This window comes from Bradyrhizobium sp. HKCCYLRH2015 (assembly GCF_051168215.1).
GTDB lineage: Bacteria > Pseudomonadota > Alphaproteobacteria > Rhizobiales > Xanthobacteraceae > Bradyrhizobium.
This window is the reverse complement of record NZ_JBNPUO010000006.1, coordinates 409147-434615: the sequence shown is the minus strand read 5'-3', so window position 1 is coordinate 434615 and position 25469 is coordinate 409147. Positions and strand designations below refer to the sequence as shown.

Sequence of the window (25469 nt, the reverse complement as noted above, 5' to 3'; positions counted from 1 at the left end):
CGGGGGCATGATAGCACGGTCCGCGACCTGGTTCAGTACCGGATTGATGGGACCCATCATGTGCCGCAACATCAAGACGCTGTTCAATTTCGAGCCGCCGGCGACCGAGGCTGAAATCCAGGCCTCGGCCCTGCAGTTCGTGCGCAAGCTGTCCGGCTTCAACGCGCCGTCGCAGGCCAACGAGGCCGCCTTCACCCGCGCGGTCGAGGAGGTGGCCGATGCCGCGCGACGGCTGCTGACCTCGCTGCAGACCCAGGCGCCGCCGCGCGACCGCGAGATCGAGGCGGCCAAGGCGCGAGAGCGCTCGGCGGCCAGGTTCGGTCCGCGCTGAGGCTCGCCGCACCCGGACGCAAACCGGAGCTCAGAAGCCGTCGTCGTCGTGGTCGTCGCGGCTCTCGGCGTGCTTCTCGTGCTTCTTCTTTTTCTTGCCCTTCTTCTTTTTCTTCTTTTTCGGGAGGTCGATCTCGTGCGGATCGTCGTCCTCGAAGGCCTCGTCCAGCGCATCGTCATGCGTGGTGGCGGCGAAGATGTCGCGCACCGCGACCAGCTCGGCCTCGCGCTCATGCGCCTCGCGATCCCGCGCGCGTTTGTAGTCGTCATAGGCGGCGAAGATCTGCTCCAGCCAGGGCATCAGCTGATCGATCGTCGGCAAGGTGCCCGGCGGCCCCGGCTCGCCCTGCGGACCTTGCGGTCCGGCAGGTCCCGGCTTGCCGGGCGGACCGGCCTCGCCGCGCGGCCCCTGCGGGCCGGGCCTGCCTTGCGGACCCGCCTTGCCGTCGGGACCCGGCTTGCCGCGCTGACCATCCGGTCCGCGCCGCCCGGGCTGCCCTTGCGGGCCACGTGGACCCACCGGGCCCTGCAGGCCGCGTCCGGCCGGATTCTTTGCCACCACCGCAACTCCGCTACACGTCTTTGATTCGCAGCGAAGCCTAACAGAGCGGCGACGACGGCAGCAATTGCAGCAGGGCTGCGAGGCCGATTGATCAACATCAATCGGCGCCGCATCCTGATGAGTTCCACGCGATGGGATATCGCGTGGCCGCCGTCGGATCAGGCCGAGTAGGCCGGCACCGCGATGCCGTCGGCCGTGTAGCTGCGGATCTTGTTGCGCAAGGTGCGCACGGGCATGCCGAGCAGCCTTGCGGCGTGGGTACGGTTGCCGTTGCAGCGCGCCAGGGTCTGCACGATCAGCTCGCGCTCGATCTCTGACAGGGGCGTGCCGATCAACAGCGGCAGGATTTCCGCCGCGGAGCGCGACGGTGGCATGGCAAGCGGCACGAGTGACGGACTTGCGGCTTCGGATGACAACTCTTGCGACATAACACCTCCCGATCAACGCCCGCGCCGACAGAAACGACGCGCAAACATCGAGACCAACTAAACATCCAGCCCGTAAATCACCGTGGTCGGACAAGGTTAATGGGGCCTTAACGCCGGCGCCCGGCGGCCTTGCACGCGCCAAATACCCCGAAATCGCCTTGGTTCTGCGCGGGTCTCGACCCATTTCGCCAGCGCCCGCGGCACATCCCGGTCGGCTGGCCTTCGTCCCACGCCATGCGGGCGGCTGACATTCGCGCCGCCACAGTTCCTGCACTGCGAGCGCGTCATTTCGAACACACCGGCGGCGGCGCATGCGCGGTGCCGCGCAAAGGGCTAAATTCGGCCGGATCGATTCGCTTGATGGGGCGCGATCGTCACACGTGGCCATCGAATTACCTCAAGTTCACTTCGCTGGAGACTTCATCCATGAGAATTGCATCCTTCGTCCGTGGTCTGCTGGTGGCGCTGACGGCCGCAGCCTTCGCCGTCCTGCCGGCCACCGCGCGCGCGGACGGCGGCTTCATCACGCTGACCATCTACAAGGCGGGATGGATCATCGGCGGCTCCGGCGGCAGCGGCGTGTTGCATTTCCATGGCCGCGCCTATCCGCTGTCGACCGGCGGCCTCGACTGGGGCCTTGTGTTCGGCGGCTCGCGCACGGTGCTGCGCGGCCGCGTCAGCAACATCTGGCGTCCGTCCGACGTCGAGGGCGTCTACGGCGCCGCGGGTGCGGGCCTTGCCGTCGGCCGCGGCGTGCGCGGCATCGTTCTGACCAACCAGAAGGGCGCGGTGCTGGAGCTGTCGGGCGAGCAGATCGGGCTGCTGGCGAACGTCGATCTGTCGGGTCTGGCGATCACGATCAGGTAGTTGCGGTGGTGTTCGGTCAGTGCCGCGCGATGAGTTGCCATCGTTCGCCTGCACGGGCGATGACAGTTTTTCCTGAGGTGAGCGACTGCCAACATCGTCCATCTGCAGCGCGTGATTCCACGTTCTCGCCGCACCGCGTGCGCGAGGGATGCATCGTGAGAGCCCCGGTCGAAAATCGAGAGGGGCAGGGAAGGCCGGGAGCTCGCCGCTCCCATGGTCCGCGTGCAACAAAAAGCACGCGGCAGAACCACAGGTTCGGCGGAGACATCCCGGCCTTCCCTGCGCGCATGGTTTGACGGCTTATACGTGGTCTCCCTGGCGCGCCGGCTTGTTGGCCGCCATTGCACGCGTCACGCTTCCGCATGAGCACGCACGTGATACCAGCGTCGGGGTATCAGGACATCACGACTTCGCCGTACGTGACCGCCGGCGCTCGTCCGGCGCAGCGATCACGTCCACCGCGGCCCACCTCCACGTATCGTGACGACGCGTACGTCCCTCTGCATGAGGCGGGTTGAGCGAAAGCATCGTCCTGATTTGCCCGACGAGGCAAGTGTGCAGACCTGCGGCAAACTAACACGACGGGCAGTTGGTGCATGGGGCGCATGCGCGGATTGCCCGTCGGGCGAACGATGCTTGTTTGGCCCTTGGTCATGCCTGAACCGCACCGTCGCTGGCGCAGGGATGAGTTACAAGCTGCTCGTCATGCACCGCGCAGAGGTGTGTCGGGTGGGCAAAGGCGCGCCACGTCGCTGGTGGAGTGACGTGCTCTATCACGCGCTGTGCCCACCATCCGGCTGCAGCGTGTGCTGATCGACGGTGGGCACGCGACCGCCCTGCGGGCGGCTGCTTTGCCCACCCTACCGATTCTCATCGACTGCGGTGACAGGCGCTGCGTTAGACGCGATCCCGGTGACATGCGCCGCGAGCTCGCGCCACGGCTGCAACGTCCACGCACCCGAGGCCGCGCCGGAGGGCGAGGCGAGCACGAACACGACCGGGAAATCATCCTGCTCCGGCTGTCGCCCGAGCGCGATCGCGCCGGTCGGCCGGCCGTAGAACAGGCTCGCGGCCTTCTTGCTGGTGAAGGCGACCGTCGCCGGCCGATGGCGCCGGATCTTCGCGGCAAAGCCGGCGACGTCGACGCCGGCCTTCAGCGCGACATGGTCCATGCCCGCGCCCTGCTTGCACAGATCGGTGAAGCCGATGCCGAGCGACAGCAGCGCCGGAAACTCCTGCGGTTGGTACAGCCGCGGCGTCAGGCCGATTGCCTGCAGCGTGCGCCAGAAGCGGTTGCCGGGATGAGCGTAGTAGTGTCCGGTCGCGGCTGACCGTTCGCTCGCGGCGGTGCCGACGAAGACGAGGCGCAGGCCGGGCTGGAGCTGATCGGGCAGGCGGTCCATGGCGTCGTTGTCGCATTGTTGCGGTCGCCGCAACAGCCTGTTGCCGGCGGGCTGCATTGTTGCCGCGATGCCCCTGGTCTATGTGACGGGAAGCCACGGGAGCACCTGATGTCACAACGTCGTCTGTATCATTTCGCCCTCTCCGGCCACGCGCATCGCGCGCGGCTGATGCTGAGCCTGCTCGGCCTGCCTTGCGAGATCGTCGAGGTCGACCTCAAGGGCGGCGCGCACAAGCGGCCGGACTTTCTCGCGCTCAATCCGTTCGGCCAGGTGCCGGTGCTGGTCGACGGCGATGCCGTGATCCCCGATTCCAACGCGATCCTGGTCTATCTCGCCGGCCGCTACGACGACGCTGGCAAATGGCTGCCGCGCGATCCGCTCGGTCAGGCCCAGGTGCAGCGCTGGCTGTCGGCCGCGGCCGGTCCGCTGGCGTTCGGTCCGGCGGCGGCGCGGGTTGCGACCCTGTTCGGCGCGCCGCTGGACATGGCGAAGGCGCACCAGCTCGCCGACACGTTGTTCGCGGTGATGGAGCGCGAGCTTGCCGCGCGGCCATATCTGGCCGGCGCGGCGCCGACCATCGCCGACGTCGCGCTGTTCAGCTACACGGCGCACGCGCCGGAAGGCGGCGTGTCGCTGACGCCGTTCCCGAACGTGCAGGCGTGGCTGGCGCGGATCAGGGATCTGCCAGGCTTCGTGCCGATGCCGGCGAGCGCGGTCAGCGCAGTCTGACCGGCGCTAGATCATGATGCGATTCCACGGAATCGCATCATGATCTCATCTCGTTGTTTGAGCATGATCTCCGCGCAAACGCCTTCGGCGTTTGTCGCGAGGGAAAACCGGTTTCCACTTTTCCGGATCATGCTCTCATGCACGACGGCGTGCGAACGCCGCTTACAGGAAGCAGCGGCGCTCGTCGCGCAGCTTGAGCTGGATGTTGGTCGCCTCGACGAAGGTCGGCACCGGCTTGGACACGATCTTGTAGGTCGACGGCCACTCCACAGGCTTCGACTGCAGCTCGGTGTTCCAGATCTGGCAGATGCCGGTGTTGTCCCAGCGGATCACGTAGTAGCCGGACTTGGGCGCAGGCGCGGCGAATGCGGTGGGCACGATGGAGGCGGCAGCAATGGCCGCGACGGCGGCGAGCGTGGTCAGGCGACGCATCATCAATCTCCTCAAACGAAACAACGACAATCGCCCGCCCGCGCGGGCCACCGGCCGTGCGGCCGGACCAAGGCGAAAGTGGTGCGACAAAAGCGCGCGCAACGCAAGCTTGCGCGTGCCGTCATTCACAGCGATGGCCGGGATGTGAACGACGACATGCCGCCGTCACATGATGCCATCAGGCGGGCGCTGGCTCAGAGCGTGCAGCGGCCCTGCTGACGCAGCCTGATCTGCCGGGTCACGGCGTCGTTGAACGTCGGCACCGGCCGGCTGATGACCTGATAGCTCGACGGCCATGCGACCGGCTTGAATGCGAAGGCCTCGCTCCAGACCTGGCAGATGCCGGTATTGTCCCAGCGGATGATGTAGTAGCCGGCCTGCGCCGGCGCGGCGGCCAGCAGGGTGGCCGCGGCGAGGCCTGCGGCCAAACAGACTGTGGTGAAACGAGGCATCGTGAAAACTCCGGCAACAAACTGGCCCCAGCCCGCGGCCGGCCCTATGTCGGAGCGGTCTCGTTCATTTTGAAGGCAGCCGCGCAGGAATCATGCGGCAAAAGCGCGCGATCACGGCTGACGAGGCGGATGGCAGCGAACGGAGCCTCACCGGATGCGCGGCGCGCCGCATGGATTGCGGCCGCCGCCATCCGACGCCGTCACGTCGGCGACGTCGGCGCGAGCGTCAGGGGCGGACGGTCTCGGTGCCTTGGCGGGAGGAGAACCTGAGATCCGCCGCGAAGCTCGCTGTCGGGACGAAAGCCGGGACCACGCCGATGGGGGGCGGCTGCGAGGCCACCGGCCGCGCGCGCCGGCGCAGGAAGTGGCGCTCGAGATAGGCGTAGGACAGCGTGGCCGCCAGGACCGACAGCGGGAGCCCGATCGCGAGCCGCAGCGGCCACCAGACGCCGTAGCTGTCGAGGAAATTCAGGATCGGCAGGTGCCAGAGATAGATGCCGTAGAAGATCCGGCCGAGGAAGAGCGCGACCGGCCATTCGAAGATGCGGTGGAGAATCGTGCCGTGGCTGCGCGCCAGCATGGTCAGCGCGAGGATGCCGGGAAGCACGCCGCACACCATGCTGCCGAACAGATAGTAGTTCATGCTCGGTCCGTCCGCCGGCCAGAACAGGAAGGTGACCGTGCCCCAATAGATCAGCAGCGGCCACGCCAGCTTCGGCCAGAGCCGGTCGAGCGCGGGTGAGGCGCCGTGCGGCACCAGCCTGAGCACGACGGCCATCGCGCAGCCCGCCATCAGGGCGTCGGCGCGGGTGTCGAACGCGGTGTAGAGCCGCCGCCACTCCGCGCCATCGAGCACCAGCGCCACGCGCCAGGCCCAGATCGCGGCTGCGATGGCACAGATGGCGCCGACCAGCCGCCAGGTGACGCCGAAGCGCTTCACCAGGAAGACGAAGGTCAGCGGCCACAGCAGATAGAACTGCTCCTCGGTCGACAAGGTCCAGGTGTGGCCGATGTCCTCGATCGTCTTCGGATCGAACACGTACCAGTAGTTGGAAATATAGGAGAGCGCGATCGCGACGCGCTCCAGCGCCGGCAGGAACGGCGGCCGCAGCAGCCAGGTGAACAGCAGGTAGGCGGCGAGCATCAGCAGCAGCGGCGGCACGATCCGGGCGAAGCGCCGCGCATAGAACTGCCGGAACCTGATGTGGCCGTGCTTGTCGATGTCCCGCAGCAGCAGGCCGGTGATGTAATAGGCGCTGGCGACGAAGAACAGGTCGATATAGAGCACCGCGCCCGGCACGAGCGTATGCGAGACATGCGCCGTGACGACGCCCAGGGTCATCAGCCCGCGCATGCCGTCATGCGAGGGAACGTAGCCGAGCGGATAGACCTGGGCCTGGAAGGCCTCCCGGATCGCCTCCCGCAACGGCGCCGTGGCGGCGGCCGCGAGGCGGAACAGGGCATGAATCGGCCATGGATAAAACATTTATCGTGAGATTTTCGGAGATAATGTTTCGGACTATTAAATCCTATTTAAAAATTAAATAATCCGCAAGCAGCGAAATAGCAGGGCGGGTGTCATGACGACGCAGGGTTGCGATGAAATGAGGCAAGTCGCCGGATGCGGCGGCAGATGACGGCGCCAGTGCAGGTGAAGGCGACGGGAACTCGTGATGCCGATGTGGAGGCGGCGACGGTGTGTGGCGCGGTCGGCGTATTCTGCTCGTCTCGTCTTCGCCGCCTGCACGGTCGGCCGTGTCGCCGGATCGGCAGCACCATCGCCGGACGACCATCGTAGCCATTGACTGTCGCCTCATCGACAGAACCGCAGGGTGGGCAAAGCGATGTCTTGCTCACTGCGTCACCACGCGCCGGCGGGAGCGTGCCCAGCATGTCCACCGCGGTGGACACGCCTCCGCCGCCGTCGGATGCTTTGCCCTACCGTGTCGCGACCGCGGCGACGCCCTCGATCAGCATCTTCCGGAGTGCGAGCGCCCACACGGCGAATGCGCGTCAACCCCGTCGTTGGTGTGCAGCGCAGATTAACAATCATTGGTTGTGAATTGCGGAATTGAAGTTTAAGATCCTCGATTGTTTGAGTGCAGCCAATTTTTCAGTGTCATTTCAACGGAGCTTGTCATGGAAGAAGCGCATATCAAGGCATTCGAGGCTCTGCCCCAGTCCACCTCGTGCAGGATCATTACGTTCGACAGCGCGACCGTGGTGCCCGGCATCGTTCCGGACACCTACTTCCTGATCGTCACCGGCACCAAGCCCTGGGTCACGATGAAGGTCGAGTTGCATCCGCTGATCTATATCCGGCAACCCGAATATTGGGGCATCGAGGTCGTCGGCTGCCAGAGCGGCATCGGCCTGCCGCAGCCGGCGCCGTATCACGTGGTTCTCGACATCACGCATGTGCGTGGCAAAAAGGGGATCGAGGTGATCGGCGCCACCAGCAGGAAGCAGATCAACGTGCCGTAGGAGGGGCGAGGGCCGGGTGGCCACTCGTCCACAGCCACGCCTGGACGTAGGCCGAGCATGGCGCCGCCAGATACAGCGCCCTCGCCCCTTGTGGGAGAGGGCATGTATGGCCCATCCACACATGCGGTTGGGTGAGGGGTATCTCTCCGCAGGCGAGCTCGCGGAGAGATACCCCTCACCCAACCACACTTACCGCTCTGTCCTACATGCCCTCTCCCACAAGGGCAGAGGGCGCATTCATGAGCACCGCGCGAAGATCTTCAGAGCTTTATCCCGGAACGGCGCGTTATTCGTCGGCAGGTGTCGGGATCGCCGCGACACCCTCGATCTCAATCAACATCTTCGGATCCGGCAACGCCACCACCACACACGTCGTCCGCGCCGGATACGGCGCCGGCCCGAACGCCGCGGCATAGAGCCGGTTCATGACAGCCACATCAGCCGCGCGCGTCAGCAGCACGTTGACCTTGACGAGATCGCGTAGGCCAGCGCCGCCCTCGGTCAGCACGCGCGTGAAGTTGGTCACGACATTGGCGAACTGCGCCTCGAACTCGTCGGGCAGGTTGCCGTCGGCGTCGAAGCCGGGAATGCCGGAGATGAAGAGGAGATCGCCGATGCGGGTGCCGAAGGAGAGCGGCGGGGCTTTGATGTGGGGTGGGACGGGGATGTGGTGGATGAGCATTGGGATTCTGTAGGGCTCAATTTGAGTTGCAAAGGCAATGTCTATCGGGAGCTAATAGCGGACTTCTCGCAGCTCTTGTTCACTCGCTTCACGTTTCGTCAAGAGTTCTTCAATCTCGTCTTTTCGCAAATGCACGAATAAGGAGTTCGTCCGGTTTAGGCAATTGACGATCTCAGTTCTCACCGCGGGCCATTTTCCTAGGTGCTTTGCCAAGAAGACTAGGAGGTCGCCGCGTGATAAAGGATACTGCCGGGTAAAAAATCTCGGAACAAGCGATGCGATGAGGCGTTCATCGGAAGACCATTCGGTATTTAAAAGTAGATTGCGAATCTCCCCTAGTGCCCAGTTGGCGAATTTCGCCTTGTCATTTTGATATTGTAAGAGTGCCGACTTTCCAATTAGCGGCGTGTCAAGTATCGCCGATAGAAGAATTGATATCCTTTCTTCCTGCCGCTTTGCGTGATTGATGTCGCTGACTAGTCTGGTTGTCTGAATTCTAATTTCAGTGTTTGAATCGGCTTCGAGAATGGTGGTGGGTCTGGAGTTTGGTTCTGGGTCAAACTCCATCAGAATTTTGGAAATTACTGCATCTTGATCGATCTCTATCTGATCTATTTCTGGGAGAGCGCTAAGATTGAGGGAGATCGTGCCATCTTGATTGACGTTTGCAGATAGCTGGCCTCTAGATGCAAGAATTCGCCGCGCGAGTTCGTCGCTGCTTGCTGTTGAAACCAGGCAGGCCCACAGGGCTGAACGTAGTGCTGATCCTTCATAGAAGTGACGTGCAACCGCTGCTCCGTGATGCCTTAGAAAAAGCTTTTGCATTCTAATGCGAGCAATTCTACGTTCCTCAGGGCTGCCCACTAGCTCAGCTATTTGTAGGGCGATGTCGCTTGTAGAGACATTCTCTTCGGAATACTGCCTTAATTTGAGCCGCAAGGTATCAAGTGTACCGATATCGACTTTGTCGGGAGTGTTGACGAATACATATAGTTGCTCGCCACCCGTCTCAGCGTGGGGGCCTTCGATGCGTATCTCTTGTCCGACGAAGTTTTCCAGAGTCCGAAATCTGACAATTCGCCCGGTTAGCTCGTCGACCTCCTGAATAGCGACATTGCGTTCGTCCTCTGGATGCGAGAATATTGGAAGAGCAAATCCACAGTTTGTTCTATTTTGCATGTGGTAGCCGATAAGGCGGGCTCTTTGAGGTGTTGTTCTCATATTAAATTCCATGCTTTGAGGAGGTCTCCGGCCATCGACTCTATTTGCGCTTGGTAATAATCCGGGTGGCGTCCAGGTACAAAGGCGTAGGGCTGTATAGTCGTGCCGTTAGTCTCTAACTCTTTCAGCCAAGGAGCTTCGTCGGCCCACAGGGTATGAGGAGCGATGATGGCGCGAAGATTGCCGCTCAGCGGAACCGAGTTTCCGAAGATAACCTCGATTGAACAGATGCGATCATCTGGTTCGTTGCGCCCCGGCGATGTTACCAGTTGGAGGTAGGACCTTGCGTGAAATTCATAAGCTTTCGCTATTGAGTGTGGGTTTGGAATTGCATGAATGTTTCCATGAAAGTAGTCTATTCTTGACCCGAATGACTTTTTGATTAGCTTGTTAGGACGAGCCTTGTCTTTCTCAAGGCTGAAGTCTTCTACGTTCATTTCCTCGGGAAGGATGTGTTTGTATAGCCTTTTGGAGAAGGCTCCGGTGTCGAATGCGAAGATTGCTTCAGCTTGTTCAATTAGATTGGCGTCGAAGATGAAGCAGCAGGGGCAAACGGCTTCTGCCTTGATCGCGCCGTCGCCGCTGACCCGATATGCGGGTCTTCCATAGAAGAAATATGCGAGGGGGCGGTTAAAAACCGCGCATTCGATCGGCTCGACGAAGCCTGATTTGGAAATGTCAGCTGCAACTATCGACTTTGTGATGTGAGTGAGGGGCATGAGCGGCCAATCGGGCGCGGGCTCCTTGTCTACCCATTCACGGAAATCGGTTCTGCCGCCGTTTAATTTTGCCATGGCAGCCCTCCTCAGCCAAATGGACCTGCCGGTTGTGAAGTTTTCTGATGGTTATTATCAGAGGTACTGTCGCATGCGTAAAGATGAAGTTGGATTTTATTCTTTCGGCGCTCACCCTTAAGTTTAGCGTCTTCCAACCGCTGGGCCCGGGGATGGTCGTTGCATCCAGATCGCCTGCTGCGGTCCGAGGGGCATCGGGCTGTTCAAAAAAAAGCCGGGCTTTCGCCCGGCTCGATGGATGGCCGGGTCTGCGCCCGGCCATGACGATGGAGAGAGCTGAGCGGGCGTCAGGACAACGCCTTGTTGCTCTCCTTCACCTTGTCCGCATCCAGATACACGCTGCCGCCCATTTCCTTGAACTTGGCGCTCATCTGGGCCATGCCGTCCTCGATGGTGCCGCTGATGGTCATGCCGACCGTCGTCGGATCGTTCAAGGTCGCCGCGTAGTCGCGGACGTCCTGGGTGATCTTCATCGAGCAGAATTTCGGGCCGCACATCGAGCAGAAATGCGCGACCTTGTGGGCTTCCTTCGGCAGGGTCTCGTCGTGGAAGCTCTTGGCGGTGTCCGGGTCGAGGCCGAGGTTGAACTGGTCGGTCCAGCGGAACTCGAAGCGGGCGCGCGACAGGGCGTCGTCGCGGAGCTGCGCGGCCGGGTGGCCCTTGGCGAGATCGGCGGCGTGGGCGGCGATCTTGTAGGTGATGACGCCGGTCTTGACGTCGTTGCGATCGGGCAGGCCGAGATGCTCCTTCGGCGTCACGTAGCACAGCATGGCGCAGCCGAACCAGCCGATCATGGCGGCGCCAATCCCTGAGGTGATGTGGTCGTAGCCCGGCGCGATGTCGGTGGTCAGCGGCCCCAACGTGTAGAACGGCGCCTCGCCGCATTCCTTGAGCTGCTTGTCCATGTTGATCTTGATCTTGTGCATCGGCACGTGGCCGGGGCCCTCGATCATGACCTGGCAGCCCTTGTCCCAGGCGATCTTGGTGAGCTCGCCCAAGGTCTCCAGCTCGGCGAACTGCGCGCGGTCGTTGGCGTCCGCGATCGAGCCGGGGCGCAGACCGTCGCCGAGCGAGAACGAGACGTCATACTTGCGCATGATGTCGCAGATCTCCTCGAAATGCGTATAGAGGAAGCTCTCCTTGTGATGCGCGAGGCACCACTTGGCCATGATCGAGCCGCCGCGCGAGACGATGCCGGTGACGCGGCTCGCGGTGAGATGGATGTAGGCGAGGCGCACGCCGGCATGGATGGTGAAGTAGTCGACGCCCTGCTCGCACTGCTCGATCAGGGTGTCCTTGTAGAGCTCCCAGGTCAGCGCCACCGGATCGCCGTTGCACTTCTCCAGCGCCTGGTAGATCGGCACGGTGCCGATCGGCACCGGCGAATTGCGCAGGATCCATTCCCGCGTCGTGTGGATGTTGCGGCCGGTGGAGAGGTCCATCACGGTGTCGGCGCCCCAGCGGATCGCCCACACCATCTTGTCCACCTCCTCCTCGACCGACGAGGTCACCGCCGAGTTGCCGATATTGGCGTTGATCTTGGTGAGGAAGTTGCGGCCGATGATCATCGGCTCGAGCTCGGCGTGGTTGATGTTGCAGGGGATGATGGCGCGGCCGCGCGCGATCTCGTCGCGGACGAATTCCGGGGTGATGAAGGCGGGGACGGCGGCGCCAAAGCTCTCGCCGTCGGCGAGCGCGGCCTCGGCGCGCGCGAGCTGGGTCTTGCGGCCGAGATTCTCACGCTCGGCGACGTAGATCATCTCCTTGGTGACGATGCCGGCGCGGGCGAATTCGAGCTGGGTGATCTTGTGGCCGTCGAGGCCGCGCAGCGGCTTGTGATGCGCGGTGAACGCCTTCGCCGCCTTGTCGGCGCCGACATTGCCATTGTCCTCGGGCTTGATGTCGCGGCCGACATATTCCTCGACGCCGCCGCGCTCCAGCACCCAGGCGATGCGGTTGCGCGGCAGGCCGGCGTTGACGTCGATGGTGACGGAGGGATCGGTGTAGGGGCCGGAGGTGTCGTAGACCGGCAGGTTCGGCTCGGAGGCCGCTTCGGACAGAATGATCTCGCGCAGCGGCACGCGCAGATCGGGCGCGGAGTCGGGCGTCGCGTAGATCTTGCGCGAGGACGGCAGCGGGCCGGTGGTGACGGCGGGCAGGGTGGTGTCGGGATTGGAGCGGATGTTCATGGGATCCTCCTTCTCAATTGTTGTTGTCGGAGTGAATGGGGGCCGTCATTGCGAGGAGCGAAAGCGACGAAGCAATCCAGGGCGGCACGCGCGGCCCTGGATTGCTTCGCTCCGCTCGCAATGACGGTGGAGAGAGTTGCGGCTCACATTGGCTCGCCGCTTATGCCGAGCGGAGATGATTTGGCGCTGTGAGGGACGCAGACTGTTCAGGCTCCCTCCCCCCTTGTGGGGGAGGGTTGGGGAGGGGGGTAAGCCGCACCCACCGCCCCCGGGGCTACCCCCCTCCCTAGCCCTCCCCCACAAGGGGGGAGGGAACGACGGAGAGCGGGGCGACATCAGGGCCCAATCACTGTCAGACGCATTCGCAAAATCCGCGCGCATTACGCCGGCTCCCTGGTCGCATCGAGCCAGGCGCGGACGCGGGCGTCGGGGTCGGGGTTCTGGGTGACGTCGCTGACGACGGCGATGGAGTCTGCGCCCGCCGCGAAGATCTCCGCGGCCTGCTCCAGCTTGATGCCGCCGATCGCGACCAGCGGGATGTTGCCGACGCGCTTCTTCCATTCGCCGATCTTCGCAACGCCCTGCGGCGCGAAGCGCATCGCCTTCAGCGTGGTCGGGAAGATCGGCCCGAGCGCGACATAGTCGGGCTCGGCGGCGAGCGCGGTCTCCAGCTCGGCATCATCATGCGTGGAGAGGCCGAGCGTCAGGCCGGCCTGCTTGATCGCGACGACGTCGGCCTCCGCCAGATCCTCCTGGCCGAGATGGACGTGCTGCGCACCGGCGACAACGGCGGCGCGCCAGTAGTCGTTGACGATCAGCTTCGTCGCGGTGCCCCTGGTGATCGCCAGCGCATCGGTGACGATCTGCAGCGCCTCGCCGTCGTTGAGGTCTTTCGCGCGCAACTGCACGGTGCCGACGCCGAGCTTGGTCAGGCGCTCGACCCAGGCGAGGCTGTCGACGACGGGATAGAAGCGATCAGGATACGGCATGCCAGAACGGGGTCCCAACGACAGGAGTGGAGGGCGAGGCGAAATCGCGGGCGTCCATCAGCCCGGCCTCGTAGGCGGTGCGGCCGGCCTCGACCCCGAGCCGGAAGGCGCGGGCCATCGCGACGGGATCGGCGGCTTTTGCCACCGCGGTGTTGAGCAGCACGGCGTCGTAGCCGAGCTCGAGCGCCTCCGCGGCGTGGCTCGGCGCGCCCAGGCCGGCGTCGACCACGAGGGTGATGTCGGGCAGGCGGTCGCGTAAAAGCTTCAGCGCATCGCGATTGGTGATGCCCTTGGCCGAGCCGATCGGCGCCGCCCAGGGCATCACGACCTTGCAGCCGGCATCGACCAGCCGCATCGCGATCGTGATATCCTCGGTGCAGTAGGGGAAGACCTCGAAACCGTCCTTGATCAGGATATCAGCGGCTTCGACGAGACCGACCACGTCGGGCTGCAGGGTGTCGTTGTCGCCGATGACTTCGAGCTTGATCCAGCTCGTGCCGAACAATTCGCGCGCGAGCTTCGCCGTCGTCACCGCCTCGCGCACGCTGCGGCAGCCGGCGGTGTTCGGCAGCACGGTGACGTCGAGCGCGTTGATCAGCTTCCAGAACGCGTCGCCGGTCTTGCCTCCGGCGGCCTCGCGCCGCAGCGACACCGTGACGATCTGGGCGCCCGAGGCGCGGATCGCGTCCTGCATGATCGCGGGCGAGGGGTACAGCGCGGTGCCGATGAGGAGGCGGGAGGCGAAGGTCTTGTCGTAGAAGGTGGGCATTAGTTGTCTCCGTCGTTGCGGACGGTGGTCGTCCCGGCGCTATCACCGCGGCGGGTGGCTATGGGTCGCTGCTTTCGCAAGGACGACAGCTGCAAGTGGCGGGCGAGCGCGCGTCTCACGGCCATCACTCACCCTCCCTGCCGGGGGGTGATGATCTCGATCTCGTCGCCGGCCTTCAAGGCCGTCTCGGACCAGCGGCTCTTCGGCACGACGTCGTAGTTCAGCGCGATGGCGAAATGGGTGCCCTCGTAGTCCAGCTCGGACAACAGCGCGGTCACGCTGGTCGCGCTGATGTCGCGGGCCTCGCCATTGACGGTCACGCGCATCGCATCACCTCGTTGTCGATCTGGCCGTGCGCGAGATAGTTCAAGGTCGCCTGCGCCAGCGCCGGCGCGATCAGGAAGCCGTGGCGATAGAGGCCGTTGACGCGGATCTCGCGCTCGCCCTTGATGGTGATGCGCGGCAGATTGTCGGGATAGGCCGGCCGCAGCCCCGAGCCGAATTCGAGGATGCGGGCCTCGCCGAACGCCGGGTGCACCGAGTAGGCGGCGCCGAGCAGCTCCAGAGCGGAGCGCAGGCTGACGCCGGTGTCCTCGGCCTCGAGCGAGGTCGCGCCCAGCATGAACAAATTGTCCTCGCGCGGGATCAGATAGAGCGGGAAGCGCGGATGCATCAGCCGCACCGGCCGCGCGAGCTGCACCTCGGCGGTCTCGATCAGGATCATCTCGCCCTTGACGCCGCGCAGCTCGGGCTCGGCGTCGCGCGCCTCCAGCCCGCGGCAGTCGATCACGAGGCCGTCGAGGTCGTCAGCCGTGACGTCGCTGTTGAACAGCACCCGGCCGCCGGCCTCGACGATGCGCTGATGCAGCTTCGGCAGCACGCGGCGCGGCTCGACATGGCCCTCGGTCGGATAGAACAGGCCCTCGCGGAAGCGGCCCTCCAGCGACGGCTCCAGCGCGGCAAGCTGCTGCGCGTCGAGCCGCTGATAGCCGGAGGTGCGGCGGGCGAAGCGGTCGTAATCGGCGCGGTCGCGGGCATGCGCGATCACCAGCGAGCCGTTGAACGGCGTGTCCGGCAGCTCGCGCCGCCAGATGTCGAGCGCGGCGAGGCCGAGGCGGCTGATGATCGGCTCGGCGACCTCGCTCTCGCAATAGGGCGCCAGCATGCCGCCGGCCCAATGGCTGGTGGAGAGCATCAGATCGGAATCGCTGCGCTCGTGCAGGGTGACCTCGCGGCCCGCGCGCGCGAGCAGAAGCGCCTGCCAGGCACCTGCGATGCCTGCACCGATGATGGATACGGGGACATCCCCGCGCGTGGTTGTCTGCTGCATCCCTGTCCCTTCGCCGGCATGACCCGGATCAGGTTCAAAGGGTCACCGCATCACGCTGCGGTATCTCAGCTCCCCCTCGGAGCTCCCCTCGGAACGCGCTTAAAATAGACCGATACGGCCCCGTGTCAACGGAGTGTCACGGAAAGACAGTTTGGGGCGGTAAGGAACCAAGCGCCGTCAGTGCGCCCGCGCGTGGCGGCCGGTCGCGATTTTCGGGGTGATGTCGAGCGGGCCGCTCGTCCGCTCGGAGCGGCCGGCGGGCCGCGCGTCGGCGAGGCGCTGCCGCTTGGCCTCCTCGTAGTAGCCCCTGGCGAAGTAGAGCACGGCGCGGTCGTGGTCGCCGTGGGCGGCACGGTAGGCGCCGGCGAGATAGCGCACGCCATAGGTGAGATTGGTGTTCGGATCGTGCAGGCCCTGCGCGTCGCCGGTGTAGCCGAGGCCGCGCGCGGTGCCGAGCTTGATCTGCATCAGGCCGATGCAGCCGCAGCGGCCGACCAGGTCCTTCTGGTATTTGCTCTCGCGCACGATGACGCGGTGGATCAGCGATTCCGGAATGTTGTTGGCGGCGGCGTGCACCGCCACCAGCGCGTCGATGTGCGGATGGCCGGTGTCGATGTGGCGCGGCTTGGTCTCGGCCGCCCTGCGCTCGGCGTCGCGGGGCTCGGCCGCAGCGGCCGGGATGGCGTCGGTGTCGGCGGGCGCTGAGGCATTGGCGTCCATCGGCGGCGAGGTGTCGGCGCTGCTGACGGCCTCGATCGCCTCGACCTCGCGCGCGGCCTTGGTCACCGCGCTGCGTGCGGCCAGCTCCCTGGTGCCGTCGGAGCGGACATGGGCGAGCTTGACCTTGCCGGCCTTCGGCTTGGCTGCATTGTCCGATGCGGTGCTCGCATCATCGGCAGCCATTGCGAACGGCACGGGACCAGCCATCGCGAAGCCTGCAATGCAGGCCGTCAGCACAAGACGTCTCATGTGTCAGGATCCCCCGGGAACCACACGCATGCCGAGCAGCCCCCCAGCACGCGCTTTACACTTTGCACACCGTAATTGGCGCGAACGCCGGGCGATAATGTGGCAATAATGGGGCGGAGACGCCGGGCGAGTGCGGATGCGCCGGCGGTTTACCGCGAATTATGCCGTGCATGCTTGGCTGGCGGAGCAATTCCGCCAACGGGGCCCTGCCGCGATGACGCTGTCCGTCACCCACACCGAAGCGACCGCCGGGCGCACGCAGGCGCTGCTGCCACTATGGGTCGGCGCCGGCGTCTATGCGCTGCTGCTGATCTCCGGCAACCGGCTGCTCAACGATCCCGACACGCTGTGGCAGATCACGGTGGGGCAGTGGATCATCGACCACCGCGCGGTGCCCGAGGTCGACGTCTATTCCTTCACCATGCGCGGCGCGCCCTGGATCTCCACGCAGTGGCTGGCGCAGGTCGCCTATGCCGCCGCTTACAGGTTCGCCGGCTGGACCGGGCCGGTGGTGCTGGCGGCCTCGGCGACCGCGCTGTCCTTCGCGCTGTTGGCGCGCGCCCTCAGCCGGCATCTGCGCGACGCCACGACATTGGTGTTCGTGGTCGCGGCGTTCCTGCTCTGCCTGCCGCATCTGCTGGCGCGGCCGCATGTGTTGGCGTTTCCGATTCTGGTGGCCTGGATCGCCGGACTTGTCGATGCCGCCGATCGCAAGGCCGCGCCGCCATGGCCGCTGGTGCTGCTGATCGCGCTGTGGGCCAATCTGCATGGCGGATTCGTGTTCGGCCTGTTCTTCATCGCGCCCGCCGCGCTCGACGCGCTGGTCAATGCCGATGCCTCGGCCCGCCGTAGCCTCGCGCTGCGCTGGGCCGGGTTTGCAGCGCTCGCGCTGGTGGCGAGCTGCTGCACGCCCTATGGCTGGAATGCGCTGCTGGCGTCGCAGAAGATCCTCTCGCTGGGTCAGGCGCTGCCGCTGATCGTGGAATGGAAGGCGACCGATTTCCAGGGGCTCGGTCCGTTCGAGATCTGCCTGCTGATCGCCATCGGGTTCGCGCTGTTCCATGGCCTCAGGTTGCCGCCCGTGCGCATCATGATGCTGCTCGGCCTGCTGCACATGGCGCTGGCGCAGGCGCGCGCGGCGGAGATCCTGGCGCTGGTGGGCCCGCTGGTGCTCGCCGCGCCGCTGGCGCGGCAGGCGGGCGCGTCGCCCATGCCGCCGCAGGCGCGCGTGCCGGGCGCGGCGCTGACGGCGGCAGTGATGCTCGCGCTCGGCGCCGGCACCATCGCGTCGGCCGCGATCCTGAACTACGCGCCGAACATGCGCGGCACCCCCGTCGCGGCCGTGACCGAGCTGAAGAAGCTCAACCTCACGCGGGTCCTCAACGACTATGATTTCGGCGGCTACCTGATCTCGGCCGGTGTCGCGCCGTTCATCGACGGCCGCACCGAGCTCTATGGCGAAAAATTCTTCGTCGACCACAATGCCGCCTCCGGCCTGATGGAGCCGGATAATCTGTTCCGCCTGCTCAAGGACTACGACATCGAGGCGACCCTGCTGCGCACCCAGAGTGCTGCGACCAAGCTGCTCGATCACGTCGACGGCTGGCAGAAGGTCTATGCCGACGACATCGCCACCATCCATCTGCGCAAGGCGGGCGCCCGCCACGTCGCGGAACCGGCGGTCACCTCCGGCTGCAATTGAATCAAAGACGTCGATCCCATCCGCGTGAGGTCGGATGTCGCGCGGCATCCCGGCGCGTGCAAATCCGCCGCCGCGTGGGTAAGATCGCGGCCGTCAGTTCGACAGCATGCCTGACTCATTCAACCTGACTCATTCAAGAAGACTGAACAGAGAGGGAGCGCGTCATGGCCGTGAAGGCAGCCGACGATCATTCACCCCGCATTGACCGTTCATTCGACATCGACGCGACGCCATCCACGGTTCGCGTCGTGGATCTGCCGCGAAACAATCCCTGCGCCCAATGTGGCGAGGCGATCGCATTGCCGTCCTGGGTCGAAAAGGACGGCCGCCGCACCGCCTATCTCTGGCACTGCCGCCTCTGCGACTATCGGTACGAAACCATCGCCTTCTATGCCGAGTCCGTCGATCAGGACGGCGCGATGGCGGCGTAGGGGCAGGCGTCCCGCAGCCGAGCAATTCAATTGGCTTGGACGGAATGCTGAACAGATGGTCTATCGGTTGATGCCGATGTGAGCACGGCGATTGCGGCTTGCTCCGCTCGACCTCTCCCCGCTTGCGGCTGGGCGATCGCATATGGTTTTCCTGGGCGGAACCTTCATGGCCTCATGGTTCGAGACGCGTCGCAAGAGCGACGCTCCTCACCATGAGGTTCAACAGCTTTGCGGCGGAGAAAGGCCCTCATCCTGAGGAGCCCGCCGAAGGCGGGCGTCTCGAAGGATGGTCGCGAAAAGACGGCGCGCCCAGCCTCTTTCACCATATGCGATCGCCCTGCCGCAAGCGGGGAGAGGTCGGATTGCATCGAAGATGCAATCCGGGTGAGGGGGGACAGGTCTCACCATGCCCACCACCGGTGCGGCTGCCCCTCACCCCAACCCTCTCCCCGTAAGAACAGGGAGAGGGAGCCGACCGTCACCGCGGTCAGCAGCTAACAAGCTCCACGCACCTGCGTCATACCGTACTGACGACGTCAGCCATGTCCACCCGAACCGTCACAAACTAACACTTCCGCGTCGCAGTGAGACCGCTTGTCGCGCAGCGTGACGAAATCGTGGTTCCCTGGGAACGCCGACTGTCCATTGCCGTTCTCTCGTCACCATTCACTGAGAGGAGACACCACATGGTGATGAAGACTGTTGCGGCCGGCCTCGCCGGTTCCCTGCTGCTCGCGACCGCCGCCTTCGCTGCGGAGAGCACCACCACCACGACCAGCACCACGATCAAGAGCAACACCACCGCTGCGTCCTATCAGGGCGACTGGCGCAGCTCGAAGCTCGTCGGCGTCAAGGTCTACAACAACAACAACGAGAACGTCGGCTCGATCGACGACCTGCTGGTCGACAAGAGCGGCGCGGTCAAGGGCGTCGTGATCGGCGTCGGCGGCTTCCTCGGCATGGGCGAGCACCTCGTCGCGGTCTCTTTCGACCAGGTGAAGTTCTCGGATCAGCCGGTGCAGTCGACCACGGCTTCCAACGCTCCGGCTTCTGGCACGACCTCGTCGACCAACCCGCCGGCTTCGACCACGACGACCGGTGCCGCCACCGGCACGTCGTCCTCGTCGATGAGCTCGAAGAACCGCTGGTATCCCGACCATGCGATGATCAACGCGACCAAGGACCAGCTCAAGGCGATGCCCGAGTTCAAGTACTCGGAGTAACGGCGTCACAGACGATTAGTCGATCGTCTCGATCGCGGCGCGCCCGGATCCGTCCGGGCGCGTTCGCGCGTCATGCTGCGGGGCGCAAGGTGGTCTGGCCGAGCGGCAGCTCGATGCGGGCGATCAGCCCGCGCGGCTTGCGATCGTGCAATGACAGCTCGCCGCCATGCGCCTGGACGATCGCCTTCGCGATCGAGAGGCCCAGGCCGAACCCGGTGGCCTCGTCCATGTTGCGGGCATCGTCGCCGCGCACGAACGGCTCCAGCATGTCGGGCTTGCGCGCATCGGCGATCCCCGGTCCGTCATCCTCCACGTCGATCGTCAGGCACTTCCCAGACGCCGACAGTCTGATCACGGTTTCCTTGCCGTACTTCACGGCGTTCTCGACCAGGTTGGTGACCGAACGCATCAGGTCGTCGGGCCGCACCGTTGCCATCGCGTGCGCCGGGCCGACATAGGTGACGCTGTGGCCGACATCGGCGAACTGGTCGGCGACGAGCTGCAGGATGCTCGCGATATCGACCAGCGTCATCGGCTCGAGCTTGCGGCCGTTGCGCAGGAATGACAGCACCGAGCCCAGCATCGCATGCATCTGATCGAGATCGGCCAGCATGCGATTGCGCTGCAGTTCGTCCTCGACGAACTCACAGCGCAGCCGCATGCGGGTCAGCGGTGTCCGCAGATCGTGGCTGATGGCCGCCAGCATCTTGGTCCGGTCGTTCATCAGCGCCGTGATGCGTTGGCGCATCCGGTTCAGGGCGCGCGCCAGCGACCGGATCTCTTCCGGTCCGCGCTCGGGCAGGGCAGTGGCATCGCCATCGAGGCTGAAGCTCTCGGCAGCCTTCGCGAAGCTCGACAGCGGTGAGGTCAGCGCACGGGCCGCCCACAGGCCGAGCAGTGTCGTGCTGATCAGCGCGAACATGATCGTCGTCAGCCATGGGGCGCCCCAGAACGGTGGCCGGTGTGGCCGGTCGGCCATCCGCGCAGAGACCATGTTGCCGTCGGGAAGGGCGAAGACGACGGTGCGCGTCTGGGAGCCGGGCGGCGGCATGAAGATGCGATAGCCGGGGCCAAGGCCGCGAAAGCCGCCTGGACCGTGAGGCCGTCCGTCGGCCATCTCCTGAGGCGCCGGGTGGCGCTCGTCGCCACCGGTCCCGGCCTCGACGTCGGGGCCGGCCGGCTCGCGCCGGCGGCCATCCGGCAGAGGTCCCGCGTGAGGCTTGAGCTCGAACTCGGGATAGGCGCGGGCAATGTCGGAGATCAGTCGCGGCCGTTCGGCAGCGGGCGCGCGTCCAAGAATGCGGATGGCGGTCGCGAGCTGAAACGGCCCGACTTCGTTTTCGGGGTCGGGCTGCTCGGCGCGATAGATCAGGAACGTCGCCGTGATAATGGCATGGAGCGCCACGATCGAAATGGCCACCAGCGCCGTGATCTGGCCGCGGATTCCCTTGAGGTTGAGAAAGCCGAACGACATCATGACATCGCCATTCGATCCGGCCGGTCAATGGCTTTGCGGGCCGGTCACCACCTCGACGACGGGCGTGAACATGTAGCCGCCGGAGCGCACGGTCTTGATCATGGTGGCCTCCTGCGGGTCCGGCTCGATCTTGCGGCGGATGCGGCTGACCAGCACGTCGATCGAGCGCTCGAACGAGCCGGCGCTGCGGCCCTGCGTCAGGTCGAGCAGGCTGTCGCGCGACAGCACGCGGCCCGGCCGCTCGCAGAAGGTGCGGAGCAGATCGAATTCGGCGCTCGTCATCGCGACGCGCGCGCCTTCGGGATTGCGTAGTTCGCGGAGCCGGAAGTCGATCGTCCAGCCGAGGAAGCTCAGCGCGGTCGCGCCTTCGGTTGCGCTCGCCGTCATCGCGGCCGCCTGTCGGCGCAGCACCGCGTTGATGCGGGCGAGCAGCTCGCGCGGATTGAACGGTTTTGGCAGATAGTCGTCGGCGCCCATCTCCAATCCGAGGATGCGGTCGACGTCCTCGCCGCGCGCGGTGAGCATGATGATCGGCACTTGCGATTCCGCGCGCAGCTTGCGGCACAAGGTCAGGCCGTCCTCGCCGGGCAGCATGACGTCGAGGATCAGGAGATCGACACGGTGGTCGCCCATGATGCGGGTCATCTCGCGGCCGTCGGTCGCGGTGGTCACGTTACAGGCATTGTTGCGCAGATATTTCGCGATCAGCGTCCGCGTCTCGCGGTCGTCCTCGACGACAAGAATGTGTGGTTGTGTCTGGGCCATACCGACAAGTGACCTAGAATCGCGGCGTTTTGCGAAGAATTTTGTTACGGAATGTTTCCTGCGACGGGCGCGCGGACAAGGCCCGACAATCTCTCCCTGCGCCGTGTTGCGGCTTCCGTGAGGGCGCGTCAAGCCTCGCGAAACGTATGGCCTCGGGGCCGCAGCACGCTCGCGCGATGCGGCTGCATCGGGTTACCGGAAACGGTGCGGACATTCGTGAGTGGCCGCAGACCAGGTCAGGCCCGATTGAATCGTTGCCGGTCGTTGCACGATCCGAACGCCCGCAGCGACGGGATGCGACATTCCGAAACGGCCCGTCACAGTCCCGGCAACGTATTGACTCGAACCGACATCGTGCCCTCCGCCGAGGCGATCACGCGCAGCACGGTGGCGTCGAAGGCGATGTCGGTCAAAGCGAGGTTGTTGATGTCGGTATCGACGCGGATGCCGTTCTCGTTCTTCTGCAGCTCGGCGACCGCGGTCGCGATCTTGTCGCGGACGTTGTCGGCGAAAGGCTTGAGATCGACCACCGAACGTTCCAGCAGCGCGCGCTGCAGATGCGGCACCACGGCGCGCGCGGCGGCGCCGAGCAGGCCGAACGCCGCGTCGGATTCGACGGCGAGCTGCAGGTCCGACAGCCGCAGGATCTGCTGCGCCTGATCGACCATGGGGCGTCCCCAGATGTGCACGGTCGCGTCGGCGCCGAGGCCGAAGAAGCTCTCCTTCTCCTTGCCCTTCACCTGCAGCGAGATCAGCAGCCGGTTGCCCGAGGGCACGACGGTCGCGTGCTTCACCGTGACCGCGACCGGGCCGGAGCCGTCCTCGGGGAACGTCCGCCCGGCGAGCTGCGAGTCGACGAGCTTGCTGAGCTCGGTGAACGGGACGTCGATCGGAACCGCGACGTTGATGGCGCCGGCGGTGGGTGGAATGATCGTGATCTTGTCCGGGAACGGACACTCCGGCTTGGTCTCGGCGGCCGTGACCCGGGTCTCCGCTTCGATTCCCATGGTGACGCTGACGGCGTTGGCATCGATCGCGGGCTGCGCGGCCAGCGCCCGTGTCGGCTTGATCTCGAGCCAGACCGCGGGCAGTCCCGGCGTGGTGCCCTGAAGCGGCACCGAGCGGCAGGCGCGGGCCCACTGCGCCTGCGCCACGCGCCGCACGGTCGGGTCCTTGCGCAGCCTGTCGCTGAGCGCGCTGAGCTGGTCGTTGACGGTCTTGTCGATGACCGGCTTCATCTGCGCGGGCACGTTGACGCGGGCGCCGGCGACGGTCAGCGCGGTGTCGCCGAGATTGACCTGGGCGGTGAAGTTCGGCTCGACATACCAGGCGGCGGCCAGCCGCGGCCGCATCGCGATCAGCACGTTGCCCTTGATGTCGGCGGTGGCGTTCAGATTCTTGATGTTGATGCCGCCGATCTGCTTGGCCGCATCCGAGCCGAGCAGGCCGCCGATGGCGTCGCCGAGCGCGCCGGTTGCTTTGGCGGACAGCGATCCGGTGACGTTCAGCCGGCCCGAGAGCGGCGTCGCCAGCGACAGAGTGTCCTGGGTGCCGGTGGCGGCGATGGCGCCGCGGGTGACGGTCCAGCCGATGTCGGCATTCTGCAGGATCTGGTTGACGGGATTGTCGGCCTTGCCGGAGAAATTGCGCGGCGTGGCCTTTTCGGCGGCGTCGCGAATCGCGCCGAGCGAGATCGAGACCGGCGTCATGATGATCGAATTGCGCGTGGCCGGCGGCAGCGGCGGCAGTTGGGTCAGCTGCGGCGCCGGCGTGCTGCCCGAGAACAGAAACACCTCCACGATGATGATGCCGACCAGCACGATGGCGGCAAGGCCGGCGGCGCCGATCAAGATCAGCCGCAGCCGGGGCGGCGAGCGCCGCGGCGGAGGCTGCGTTCTCGGGGCGAGCGGATGCGGCCTGCTTTGCCAATCCGGTCGCGGTGTCGGAAGGTTCATGTCGGATCCACGGACTCCAGCTGCCACGCCGGCCCATGCCGGAAGCGGCGAGATCGCGGTTAATACAAGATTGCCGAGCTTACAGGGCCGGACGGAGGCGCGCCAGGGCAGCCCGTGACGCGGATCATCATCAATCGGCCGTGATGGTGAACGCCGACATGCGCGCAAAGAAATGACCGCCGCGGCTTTTGGGCCTCGGCGGTCCAGTCAGGGAGGATCCGGAGGAAGGAACGAGCGGCGCGGGCTAGCGTGTCATGCGGCCGAGATCGGCGCGGCGCTCCATCGGCAGCACGATCACCTTGGCGCCGACGCTGACGCGGGAATAGAGGTCGATCACGTCCTGGTTGGTCAGGCGGATGCAGCCCGACGACACATGGGTGCCGATCGTCTCCGGCGCGTTGGTGCCGTGGATGCGGTAGACGGTGCCGCCGAGATACATCGCGCGGGCGCCGAGCGGATTGCCGGGACCGCCGGCCATGTGACGCGGCAGATAGGGCTGGCGTGCGATCATCTCCGGCGGCGGCGTCCAGTCCGGCCATTCCGCCTTCCTGGTCACCGACTGCACGCCCGACCAGGTGAAGCCGTCGCGGCCGACGCCGATGCCGTAGCGCATTGCCTGGCCGCTGCCGAGCACGTAGTAGAGGTACTTGTTAGGCGTATCGATCACGACCGTGCCCGGCGCCTCGCGAGTCGAATAGCTCACGACCTGGCGGCGCAGCCGCGCCGGCAACTCATAGGCGGTCGCCTCGTCCTCGCGCGGTGTGATCAGTTGCGGCGCCGTCGCCGGCGGCTCATAGGCCGCCATCGGCGGCGGCAGCAGGAACGGGAAGGGGAGTGGCGCGGGAGGTGCCGCCTGCGTCGGCGTCGCCGCCATGATTGCGGATGCGACGAGTACACCAAAGAGAATGCGGGATGACGAATACACTGTGCCCGGCGTGACCATGGACGTCCCCTCGTTTGATCGCTTGGTGCGCGCCGCGCTTGTCTCGGCCGGCGTCGTCAAAATCAGTTGCCTGTCATCATTCTTTGCGGCGCATTGACCAACGCCCGATGCTGCAACTCATAGGGGAGAAAAGTTTCGTTGCGTTTGCGCGCTGCACGCAAAACGGTTTCGTCGGCTTAACCGTTTGTTTCATGACGGTTTCACGAGAGCGCCCGCGCGGGACGGCCACGGATCGCGGGGAAAACAGCGGCGGGCGGCCAAAAAGACCCTTCGACAGTTCGATGACGTCACACGCCTGAAATAACAATGTCGGATTTTGCGGCTGTTCAGAATCGCAGCAACT

At 65.2% G+C, this 25469-nt stretch carries 26 protein-coding genes and 1 riboswitch; of the genes, 7 read left to right on the top strand and 19 right to left on the bottom strand.

The genetic code is table 11. The features are described 5' to 3' along the window. Window positions 1-58 precede the first annotated feature (58 nt). Window positions 59-331 (top strand): DUF2277 domain-containing protein, encoded by a 273-nt coding sequence (locus ACQR1H_RS18530; protein ID WP_434907976.1) that lies wholly within the window; start codon window positions 59-61, stop codon window positions 329-331. A gap of 30 nt (window positions 332-361) precedes the next feature. On the opposite strand, the gene ACQR1H_RS18525 is transcribed toward ACQR1H_RS18530, so the two are convergent. Continuing rightward, window positions 362-889, bottom strand: a complete 528-nt coding sequence (locus ACQR1H_RS18525) for a collagen-like protein (RefSeq protein ID WP_434907975.1) — start codon at window positions 887-889, stop codon at window positions 362-364. A gap of 161 nt (window positions 890-1050) precedes the next feature. Then, entirely contained in the window at window positions 1051-1320 is a 270-nt protein-coding gene (locus tag ACQR1H_RS18520) for a helix-turn-helix domain-containing protein (RefSeq protein ID WP_316217617.1), read from the bottom strand. 426 nt (window positions 1321-1746) lie between these two features. Here ACQR1H_RS18520 and ACQR1H_RS18515 point away from each other — a divergent pair, with 426 nt between their 5' ends. Then, a complete protein-coding gene (locus ACQR1H_RS18515; protein WP_315804362.1) occupies window positions 1747-2187 on the top strand; it encodes a hypothetical protein in 441 nt (146 codons plus the stop codon). A gap of 860 nt (window positions 2188-3047) precedes the next feature. Here the strand turns inward: ACQR1H_RS18515 and ACQR1H_RS18510 are convergent. Further along, entirely contained in the window at window positions 3048-3590 is a 543-nt protein-coding gene (locus tag ACQR1H_RS18510) for a mismatch-specific DNA-glycosylase (RefSeq protein WP_316217616.1), read from the bottom strand. A gap of 108 nt (window positions 3591-3698) precedes the next feature. Between ACQR1H_RS18510 and ACQR1H_RS18505 the strand changes: the two genes are divergently transcribed. Then, window positions 3699-4319, top strand: coding sequence for a glutathione S-transferase family protein (locus tag ACQR1H_RS18505; RefSeq protein ID WP_434907974.1), 621 nt, complete (start codon window positions 3699-3701; stop codon window positions 4317-4319). Between the two features lie 162 nt (window positions 4320-4481). Here the strand turns inward: ACQR1H_RS18505 and ACQR1H_RS18500 are convergent, their stop codons facing one another. From ACQR1H_RS18500 to ACQR1H_RS18490, 3 genes are all read right to left on the bottom strand, one after another. Beyond that, complete coding sequence (locus ACQR1H_RS18500; protein WP_434848711.1) at window positions 4482-4751, bottom strand: hypothetical protein; 270 nt, start codon at window positions 4749-4751, stop codon at window positions 4482-4484. A 194-nt stretch (window positions 4752-4945) separates the two neighbouring features. After that, window positions 4946-5203: a hypothetical protein gene (locus ACQR1H_RS18495; protein WP_315804366.1), complete on the bottom strand. Its 258-nt coding sequence runs from the start codon at window positions 5201-5203 to the stop codon at window positions 4946-4948. A 226-nt stretch (window positions 5204-5429) separates the two neighbouring features. Further along, window positions 5430-6689 (bottom strand): acyltransferase family protein, encoded by a 1260-nt coding sequence (locus ACQR1H_RS18490; RefSeq protein WP_434907973.1) that lies wholly within the window; start codon window positions 6687-6689, stop codon window positions 5430-5432. A gap of 653 nt (window positions 6690-7342) precedes the next feature. Between ACQR1H_RS18490 and ACQR1H_RS18485 the strand changes: the two genes are divergently transcribed. Then, window positions 7343-7687 carry a hypothetical protein gene (locus ACQR1H_RS18485; RefSeq protein ID WP_316217612.1) on the top strand — a complete coding sequence of 115 codons (345 nt, stop codon included), beginning with the start codon at window positions 7343-7345 and terminating at the stop codon, window positions 7685-7687. A 286-nt stretch (window positions 7688-7973) separates the two neighbouring features. On the opposite strand, the gene ACQR1H_RS18480 is transcribed toward ACQR1H_RS18485, so the two are convergent. The 9 genes from ACQR1H_RS18480 to ACQR1H_RS18440 all read right to left on the bottom strand — a co-directional run bounded on the left by ACQR1H_RS18480 (window position 7974) and on the right by ACQR1H_RS18440 (window position 16630). Next, on the bottom strand, window positions 7974-8369 hold the full coding sequence (locus ACQR1H_RS18480; RefSeq protein ID WP_434907972.1) for a RidA family protein: 396 nt from the start codon (window positions 8367-8369) through the stop codon (window positions 7974-7976). Window positions 8370-8420: 51 nt separating this feature from the next. Then, window positions 8421-9590 carry a hypothetical protein gene (locus tag ACQR1H_RS18475; protein ID WP_434907971.1) on the bottom strand — a complete coding sequence of 390 codons (1170 nt, stop codon included), beginning with the start codon at window positions 9588-9590 and terminating at the stop codon, window positions 8421-8423. Continuing rightward, complete coding sequence (locus ACQR1H_RS18470) at window positions 9587-10384, bottom strand: hypothetical protein (RefSeq protein ID WP_434907970.1); 798 nt, start codon at window positions 10382-10384, stop codon at window positions 9587-9589. Before ACQR1H_RS18470 ends, ACQR1H_RS18475 begins: the two co-directional genes overlap by 4 nt. Window positions 10385-10671: 287 nt before the next feature. Next, window positions 10672-12573: a phosphomethylpyrimidine synthase ThiC gene (gene thiC / locus ACQR1H_RS18465; RefSeq protein ID WP_434907969.1), complete on the bottom strand. Its 1902-nt coding sequence runs from the start codon at window positions 12571-12573 to the stop codon at window positions 10672-10674. 380 nt (window positions 12574-12953) lie between these two features. Further along, complete coding sequence (locus ACQR1H_RS18460) at window positions 12954-13562, bottom strand: thiamine phosphate synthase (protein WP_316238370.1); 609 nt, start codon at window positions 13560-13562, stop codon at window positions 12954-12956. Next, complete coding sequence (locus ACQR1H_RS18455) at window positions 13549-14331, bottom strand: thiazole synthase (protein ID WP_434907968.1); 783 nt, start codon at window positions 14329-14331, stop codon at window positions 13549-13551. The genes ACQR1H_RS18460 and ACQR1H_RS18455 overlap by 14 nt, the downstream gene beginning before the upstream one ends. A gap of 128 nt (window positions 14332-14459) precedes the next feature. Beyond that, window positions 14460-14657 carry a sulfur carrier protein ThiS gene (gene thiS / locus ACQR1H_RS18450; protein ID WP_316238372.1) on the bottom strand — a complete coding sequence of 66 codons (198 nt, stop codon included), beginning with the start codon at window positions 14655-14657 and terminating at the stop codon, window positions 14460-14462. Further along, window positions 14648-15661, bottom strand: coding sequence for an FAD-dependent oxidoreductase (locus tag ACQR1H_RS18445; RefSeq protein ID WP_434874120.1), 1014 nt, complete (start codon window positions 15659-15661; stop codon window positions 14648-14650). The genes thiS and ACQR1H_RS18445 overlap by 10 nt, the downstream gene beginning before the upstream one ends. Continuing rightward, window positions 15649-15760: riboswitch (TPP riboswitch) on the bottom strand. It overlaps the preceding gene by 13 nt. 78 nt (window positions 15761-15838) lie before the next feature. Next, a complete protein-coding gene (locus ACQR1H_RS18440) occupies window positions 15839-16630 on the bottom strand; it encodes a lytic transglycosylase domain-containing protein (protein ID WP_316217604.1) in 792 nt (263 codons plus the stop codon). Between the two features lie 214 nt (window positions 16631-16844). Here ACQR1H_RS18440 and ACQR1H_RS18435 point away from each other — a divergent pair, with 214 nt between their 5' ends. The 3 genes from ACQR1H_RS18435 to ACQR1H_RS18425 all read left to right on the top strand — a co-directional run bounded on the left by ACQR1H_RS18435 (window position 16845) and on the right by ACQR1H_RS18425 (window position 19986). Continuing rightward, window positions 16845-18332 (top strand): hypothetical protein, encoded by a 1488-nt coding sequence (locus ACQR1H_RS18435; RefSeq protein ID WP_434839190.1) that lies wholly within the window; start codon window positions 16845-16847, stop codon window positions 18330-18332. Between the two features lie 164 nt (window positions 18333-18496). Beyond that, the gene (locus ACQR1H_RS18430) at window positions 18497-18763 is read left to right on the top strand and encodes a hypothetical protein (RefSeq protein ID WP_316238376.1); all 267 of its coding nucleotides are present in this window, start codon (window positions 18497-18499) and stop codon (window positions 18761-18763) included. A gap of 686 nt (window positions 18764-19449) precedes the next feature. Next, a complete protein-coding gene (locus tag ACQR1H_RS18425; RefSeq protein WP_316238377.1) occupies window positions 19450-19986 on the top strand; it encodes a PRC-barrel domain-containing protein in 537 nt (178 codons plus the stop codon). Between the two features lie 70 nt (window positions 19987-20056). Here the strand turns inward: ACQR1H_RS18425 and ACQR1H_RS18420 are convergent, their stop codons facing one another. The 4 genes from ACQR1H_RS18420 to ACQR1H_RS18405 all read right to left on the bottom strand — a co-directional run bounded on the left by ACQR1H_RS18420 (window position 20057) and on the right by ACQR1H_RS18405 (window position 25126). Continuing rightward, window positions 20057-21463, bottom strand: coding sequence for an ATP-binding protein (locus ACQR1H_RS18420; protein WP_316177860.1), 1407 nt, complete (start codon window positions 21461-21463; stop codon window positions 20057-20059). Window positions 21464-21487: 24 nt separating this feature from the next. Further along, a complete protein-coding gene (locus tag ACQR1H_RS18415) occupies window positions 21488-22228 on the bottom strand; it encodes a response regulator (RefSeq protein ID WP_315717811.1) in 741 nt (246 codons plus the stop codon). A gap of 317 nt (window positions 22229-22545) precedes the next feature. Next, window positions 22546-24183: a DUF4403 family protein gene (locus ACQR1H_RS18410; protein WP_434839189.1), complete on the bottom strand. Its 1638-nt coding sequence runs from the start codon at window positions 24181-24183 to the stop codon at window positions 22546-22548. Window positions 24184-24427: 244 nt separating this feature from the next. Continuing rightward, a complete protein-coding gene (locus tag ACQR1H_RS18405) occupies window positions 24428-25126 on the bottom strand; it encodes a L,D-transpeptidase (RefSeq protein ID WP_434907967.1) in 699 nt (232 codons plus the stop codon). Window positions 25127-25469 lie beyond the last annotated feature (343 nt).